Source organism: Mesorhizobium sp. M4A.F.Ca.ET.090.04.2.1, from assembly GCF_003999085.1.
Classification (GTDB): domain Bacteria; phylum Pseudomonadota; class Alphaproteobacteria; order Rhizobiales; family Rhizobiaceae; genus Mesorhizobium.
In genome coordinates this window covers 1-6,274 of sequence record NZ_RZOT01000360.1, presented here as the reverse complement: position 1 = coordinate 6,274, position 6,274 = coordinate 1, and the positions used below count along the sequence as shown (strand labels likewise).

Below are 6,274 nucleotides of genomic sequence, written 5' to 3'. Positions count from 1 at the left end.
GCTCGCGGTCTTGCAAAGACTTGCTGCCTGCGCGATTGCGGCAGCGTCGGGAGCCGGCGGCGCCGCATTGCTCAATGAGGCGACAATGCCGTCGGCCGGCTTGACCATGACATCGGTCGGGATCTCGACATGGACCGGGCCGGGACGCGACGACGCGAGCAGCGCGAAGGCACGGGCCAGCACGCCGGGCAGCTCCTTGGCCTCGGTAATGCGCTCAGAAGACAGCGCCACCTTCTCCATCATGCCGCGCTGGTCGGGCAGTTCGTGCAGGAAGCCGAAGCCCTTGCCAAGCGTGTCGGTAGCATTGACGCCCGAGATAACCAGCATCGGAACCGAATCGGCGCGCGCCTGACCCATGGCGGTGATGGTGTTGGTGAGCCCCGGACCGGTGATGACGAAGGCGACGCCAGGCCTGCCGCTGGCGCGGGCATAGCCGTCGGCCATGAAGCCGGCGCCCTGCTCATGGCGCGGCGTGATATGGCGGATGCTCGAACGCGCCAGGCCGCGATAGAGCTCGACCGTGTGGACGCCGGGGATGCCGAAAACGGTGTCGACGCCATGCGCCTCGAGCAGGGTGATGAGGGCCTCGCCGATGGTGGTCATCGTTCTCCTCTTTCTGGCGCAAGGCCGAGTTCGGCCTCGACAGCCTTGATGCCAATCGCTGCCAATTCGCCGGGCTCGAACATATCGCCCGCCAGACAGCCTTCGATCCAGAGCCCGTCGATGATCGCGTTGATCGCGATGGCATGGTGGCGCAGTTGGCTTGCGTCCGGTTTGCGCTGTTCTGCAGCGAGCACCTCGGCCACAACCGCTTCCACCTCGTTGCGAAAGCCAAGATAGCCTTCGCGGTGGGCATGGGCCAAGGTCGGATCCGCATTGGCGCGGCCGATGAAGGTTGCCCAAAGCGAAAACACCCGCGCGTCGACGATCGGCGTGTTGAGGTTGGCGGTGACGAAAGCCGCAAGACGTTGGCGCGGAGAGGCATCTTCCATGACCAATGCTGCTTTGGCCTGCTCGGTCATGCGGCCGACCAGCGCCGCATATGCCTCCTGCAGCAATTCTTCCTTGCCGGGGAAATAATGCCGGATCAGCCCGGCGGTGACGCCGGCACGCAAGGCGATGGCGCGCAAGGTGGCACCTTGCAGACCATGTTCCGCCACGCTATCCAGAGTCGCTTCGATCAGATCCTGCCGCCGCCGGTCCTCGCCCTCGCGACGGAACTTGCGGCGGGATGGCGCATTCATCGGCGCAGGATCGGCCGCGTCAGGCATGTCGGCCCACCTTCGCAGGCGATGCAAAGCGCATCCGCCTCGAAGATTTCAACCGTGCAGCCGGCGGCTTCCATCGCGGCTTTGGTCTTGGGAAAGCCTGCAACGGCGATGACTTTGAGCGGGCTGGTCGGCAGTACGTTTAGGCTGAGGCCGTTGGAAGCGGCGAACTCTCCGGCGTCGCCTTCGACCAGCCGGATGCCTCGCGCCTTCAGCATCTGATAGAACGGGGCCGGCAAGAGCGGGGAATAGACCAGTGCGAGGTCGTCGGCCAGCGGGCTGATCACCGACATCAGATGCAGGCACGCCTCTTCGCCCTGCCACAGCGGCAGGTCAAAACCGTAGACGGAAATGCCCAGCGGCGTCAGCAGGTTTGAAACCTGCTGGATGCCTTCCTGATTGGAGCGGACACCGCGCCCGATCGCCAGCGTGCGGCCATCAACCCATACACAGTCACCGCCTTCGACCTGGCCAGGAGCCTCGACGCGGCCCAGGATCGGAATGCCCAGTCTTCTGTAGGTCTCTTCATGCAGCGAGGGCTCGCTGGCGCGCAATGGCTTGCCCATGTACAGGATCAGCGCGCCGCGGTCGGTCATCAGCGATGGGTCGTGCGTGAACACCGAATCCGACAGGCCGTCGTCCGTGTCCTCTATCCATTCGATTTCGGCGCCGGAAGCCGCCACCAGTTCAGCAAGGGCCACGTGCTGCGAGGCTGCTTTCGCCGGGTTGAAGCCGGGGCCATAGTGCCAGGCAGCCCTGTCGGCGTCGCGCATGGCGTTGGCTGCCGACCGCATCAGCACGCGCCGTAGCGGCGCCGCCATGGACTGTGATCCGAAAGCGCTCATCAATGCCCTTTTAAGATGAAAAAAGCCGAGAAAATTTCATGGAGGGCTATTTATACACTTGCGCAACAAGGCCGCAAGTGCCGTAATGAGCGGGATTGACGGGCTCGCGCTGTCGGGTCCATGCTGAAGTCTGGAGCGGGACAGTGCAGCGTATGTTGATTAGCCGGATGGACGTTCGACGACCTGCCATCGCCCCTGCAGAGGCCACATGGTGAGCGCGGTGGAAGCTGCCGCAGTGCGATCCGGCGAGGCGCAGAGCGGCGCCGCCGAAGCCATTCATGTCGAGAACCTGCACAAGAAATTCGGCGAACTGCACGTGCTGAAGGGTGTGTCGCTGTCGGCGCGCGACGGCGAGGTGATCGCCATCATCGGCGGATCGGGCTCCGGCAAGTCGACGCTCTTGCGCTGCATCAACTGCCTGGAAAACCCGACCAGCGGCATCATCCGCGTCAACGGCGAGGAGATCAAGCTGAAGGCCGACAGCCACGGCCACACGGTTCCCGCCGACCGCAAGCAGATCGAGCGCATCCGCTCCAGGCTGGGCATGGTGTTCCAGAACTTCAACCTGTGGAGCCACATGACGCTGATCGAGAACGTCATCGAGGTTCCGGTGCATGTGCTGGGCGTCAGGCGCGAGGAGGCGGTCGCCCAGGCCGAGAAGCTGCTGGCGCGTGTGGGCCTCGCCGAGAAGCGCGACGTCTATCCGGCCTATCTGTCCGGCGGCCAGCAGCAGCGCGCGGCGATCGCCCGGGCGCTGGCGATCAATCCGCGCGTCATGCTGTTCGACGAGCCGACCTCGGCGCTCGATCCGGAACTGGTCGGCGAGGTGCTGAAGGTGATCGGCGACCTGGCGCGCGAGGGACGGACAATGGTTCTGGTCACGCATGAAATGAAGTTTGCCCGCGAGGTCGCGACGCATGTCGTATACCTCTGCAACGGGCTGGTCGAGGAGGAAGGACCGCCGGAACAGCTGTTCGGCGCGCCCAAATCCGAAAGGCTCAAGCAATTCCTCCGCAACGTCGGCTAGGGGCCGGTGTCAAGCGGAGCGAAAAACCGGGAACAACAACAAACTGGGAGTTCTGAAATGAAGACTGTTCTCAAGACCTTCGCCGCGGCGCTGCTGTTCGGCGTTGCCGCGATGGGTGCGGCCAAGGCGGATCAGGTCAAGATCGGCGTCGCCGCCGAGCCTTATCCGCCGTTCGCCTCGCCGGATGCTTCCGGCAAGTGGGTCGGCTGGGAGGTCGACTTCATCGACGCCGTCTGCGCCGAGGAGAAGCTCGACTGCGTCATCACGCCCGTCGCCTGGGACGGCATCATTCCAGCGCTGACCACCAAGAAGATCGACCTCATCGTCGCCTCGATGTCGATCACCGAGGAACGCAAGAAGACGATCGACTTCTCCGACAAGTACTACAACACGCCGACCGCGATCATCGGCCCGAAGGACCAGAAATTCGGGGCCACGCCGGACGATCTCAAGGGCAAGGTGGTCGGCGTACAGGTGTCGACGGTGCATGCCGTCTACGCCAAGAAGCACTTCACCGGAGCGGCCGAGGTCAAGGAATACCAGACCCAGGACGAAGCCAACCAGGATCTCGCCGCCGGCCGCGTCGATGCGGTGCAGGCCGACTCCATCGCGCTGGGCGAATTCCTCAAGACGGATCAGGGCAAGGCCTGCTGCGACCTGAAGGGCATGGTGGCTCAGGATGACGAAGTGCTCGGGCCGGGCGTTGGCGCCGGCGTGCGCAAGGAAGACACCGACCTGAAAGACAAGATCAACGCCGGCATCAAGGCGATCCGCGCCAACGGCAAGTATGACGAGATCTCGAAAAAGTACTTCGATTTCGACATCTACGGCGGCACCCCGCAGTCGAACTGACGCATCCCGCATGAGCGAATGACCTCACGGCCCGCCTGCCGGGCCGTGAGGTTCCGCCGAACCTGCCATGATGCTTAGCGCCGGCGTGGACCGCCAGCGGTCATGGCTCCAGCAATCCGGGGGCGAAGCTGATCGACGCATTTCTTCCGGCCTCGGCGGCCGGCATCATGGAGCTGCTCTCGCCCACACCGCCGGGCTGGGGCGGAACCCTGCTGGTCGGCTTGCTGCATTCGATCGAGATCGCCCTCGGCGCCACATGCCTCGGGCTTCTGATCGGCACCGGCGGGGCCTATGGCAAGCTCTATGGCGGTCCGGTGGTGCGCGACCTGCTGGCGGTCTACACCACCGTGGTGCGCGCCGTGCCGGAGCTGGTGCTGATCCTGCTGCTCTATTACGCCGGGACCGACCTGATCAACCAGCTGCTGACCGCGATGGGCTACCAGCACGTCGACATCAGCGGGCTGGCGGCCGGCATTTTCGTGCTCGGCTTCGTGCAGGGAGCCTATTCGACCGAGGTCATCCGCGGCGCCATCCTATCCATCCCGCAGGGGCAGATCGAAGCTGCCCGCGCCTATGGCATGCCGCCAAGCCTGCTGCTCAGACGCATCACCTTGCCGGCGATGCTGCCTTTCGCCATTCCCGGCCTTGCCAATCTCTGGCTGATCGCCACCAAGGACACCGCGCTGCTGGCCGTCGTCGGCTTCTTCGAACTGACCCTTGCCACGCGGCAGGCCGCCGGCGTCACCAAGGCCTATCTGACTTTCTACGTCGCGGCGGGCGCGCTCTACCTTTTGCTGTCGCTGTTCTCCAACCTGATCATCGGCCGCGTCGAGGTGTGGTCGCGGCGCGGCATGCCTTCGGTCAAGGAGGCGCGCTGATGGCCAACGAAGCCGTCGTCGTCAACGCCGTCGCGCGCGCCTCGCTGTGGCTGCAGCCGCATCGCATTGTGCTGATCCTGATCGCGCTGGGGCTGGTCCTCGGCGCCGCCTTCTTCATGCGCTGGGACTGGCTGCCGCAATATTGGGAAATGGGTCTCATGGGCATCTGGCGGGCGCTGTGGATCCTGGCCGTCACCTGCTCGCTGGGCTTCCTGCTCGCGGTGCCGCTCGGGCTGGCGCAGGCCGGTGGCCCGTTCTGGTTCGCCATGCCGGCCAAGGTCTTCTGCACCATCATCCGGGGGACGCCGCTGCTCCTGCAGCTCTGGCTGCTCTATTACGGCTTGGGTTCGCTGTTTCCGCAATATCCATGGATCCGCGACTCCTGGATGTGGCCATATCTCAGGCAGGCCTGGCCCTATGGCGTGCTGGCGCTGACCCTGTCCTTCGCCGGCTACGAGGGCGAGGTGATGCGCGGCGCCTTCGCCGGCGTGCCGAAGGGGCAACTGGAAGCGGCACGCGCTTTCGGCATGAGCCGCTGGAAGATCTTCCGCCGCATCTGGCTGCCGCAGGCCTTCTACCGGGCGCTACCGACGCTGACCGGCGAAACGGTGCTGCAGCTGAAGTCGACGCCGCTGGTGGCAACGATCAGCGTCATCGACATCTTCGCCGTATCGTCAAAGGTACGGCAGGACACCTACCTCACCTACGAACCCTTGCTGCTGCTGGCGTTGATCTATATGGCCATCACCGGCATCCTCGTCTTCGCCTTCAGCCGAATCGAGGCGCGGATCCCGGTCAAGATCGGTTAGAAGTGAGTAGCGAATAGCGAGTAGCGAATAGGACACGAGGCGGCCAACAGCCCACCATTCCCATTCGCTATTCCCTACTCGCTACTCGCTGCTCACTAGGAACCCATCACCATGCAACTCAGTCTCGATCAGGCAACAGGGCTGTGCCGGATGGCGGCGCTTGGCGCCGGCGCCAACGAGGAAAACGCACAGTCGCTCGCCGCTTCCATCGTCGCGGCCGAGGCGGAAGGGCTCACCAGCGTCGGGCTGACGCATTTCATCGACTATCTGGAGGCGATCGAAGCCGGCCGCATCGACGGCAATGCCGATCCGGTCATCACCAGGCCGGCGCTCGCCGTCTATCTGTCCGACGCGCGCGGCGGCCTCGCCCATACCGGCTTCGACCGCACGATCGAGGATCTCGCCAAGGCGGCAAAACTCTTTGGCGTCGCCATCTTCTCGCAGAGGAACGCCTATACTTGCGGCGCGCTCGGCTATTTCACCGGGCGGCTGGCGGCGCAGGGGCTGGTGTCCTTCGCCGCCACCAACGGGCCGGCGGTGCTGGCCGGCTCCGGCTCGGTCAAGCCGGTCTACTGCACCAATCCGATGTCGTTTG

Annotated in this window: 8 protein-coding genes; 5 read left to right on the top strand and 3 right to left on the bottom strand. The window is 64.6% G+C overall.

From position 1 onward, the window contains the following. From EN781_RS22645 to EN781_RS22635, 3 genes are all read right to left on the bottom strand, one after another. Nucleotides 1-603: thiamine pyrophosphate-binding protein (locus EN781_RS22645; RefSeq protein WP_245492637.1), on the bottom strand; the 603-nt coding region annotated here is incomplete at its 3' end. After that, complete coding sequence (locus EN781_RS22640; RefSeq protein ID WP_126056890.1) at nt 600-1,271, bottom strand: TetR family transcriptional regulator C-terminal domain-containing protein; 672 nt, start codon at nt 1,269-1,271, stop codon at nt 600-602. The genes EN781_RS22640 and EN781_RS22645, both read right to left, overlap by 4 nt. After that, nucleotides 1,241-2,113, bottom strand: coding sequence for a dimethylarginine dimethylaminohydrolase family protein (locus EN781_RS22635; RefSeq protein ID WP_126056891.1), 873 nt, complete (start codon nt 2,111-2,113; stop codon nt 1,241-1,243). Before EN781_RS22635 ends, EN781_RS22640 begins: the two co-directional genes overlap by 31 nt. Before the next feature lie 211 nt (nt 2,114-2,324). On the opposite strand from EN781_RS22635, the gene EN781_RS22630 reads away from it, so the two are divergent. The 5 genes from EN781_RS22630 to EN781_RS22610 form a co-directional block, all read left to right on the top strand. Then, entirely contained in the window at nt 2,325-3,140 is an 816-nt protein-coding gene (locus tag EN781_RS22630; RefSeq protein WP_126059262.1) for an ABC transporter ATP-binding protein, read from the top strand. Nucleotides 3,141-3,197: 57 nt separating this feature from the next. After that, nucleotides 3,198-3,992 carry a transporter substrate-binding domain-containing protein gene (locus EN781_RS22625; protein ID WP_126056892.1) on the top strand — a complete coding sequence of 265 codons (795 nt, stop codon included), beginning with the start codon at nt 3,198-3,200 and terminating at the stop codon, nt 3,990-3,992. A 167-nt stretch (nt 3,993-4,159) separates the two neighbouring features. Further along, complete coding sequence (locus EN781_RS22620) at nt 4,160-4,870, top strand: ABC transporter permease (protein ID WP_245455279.1); 711 nt, start codon at nt 4,160-4,162, stop codon at nt 4,868-4,870. Next, nucleotides 4,870-5,679, top strand: a complete 810-nt coding sequence (locus EN781_RS22615) for an ABC transporter permease (RefSeq protein ID WP_126056893.1) — start codon at nt 4,870-4,872, stop codon at nt 5,677-5,679. The genes EN781_RS22620 and EN781_RS22615 overlap by 1 nt, the downstream gene beginning before the upstream one ends. A 111-nt stretch (nt 5,680-5,790) precedes the next feature. Beyond that, nucleotides 5,791-6,274, top strand: a 484-nt coding sequence (locus EN781_RS22610) for an Ldh family oxidoreductase (protein WP_189347743.1), incomplete at its 3' end; no start/stop codon positions are given.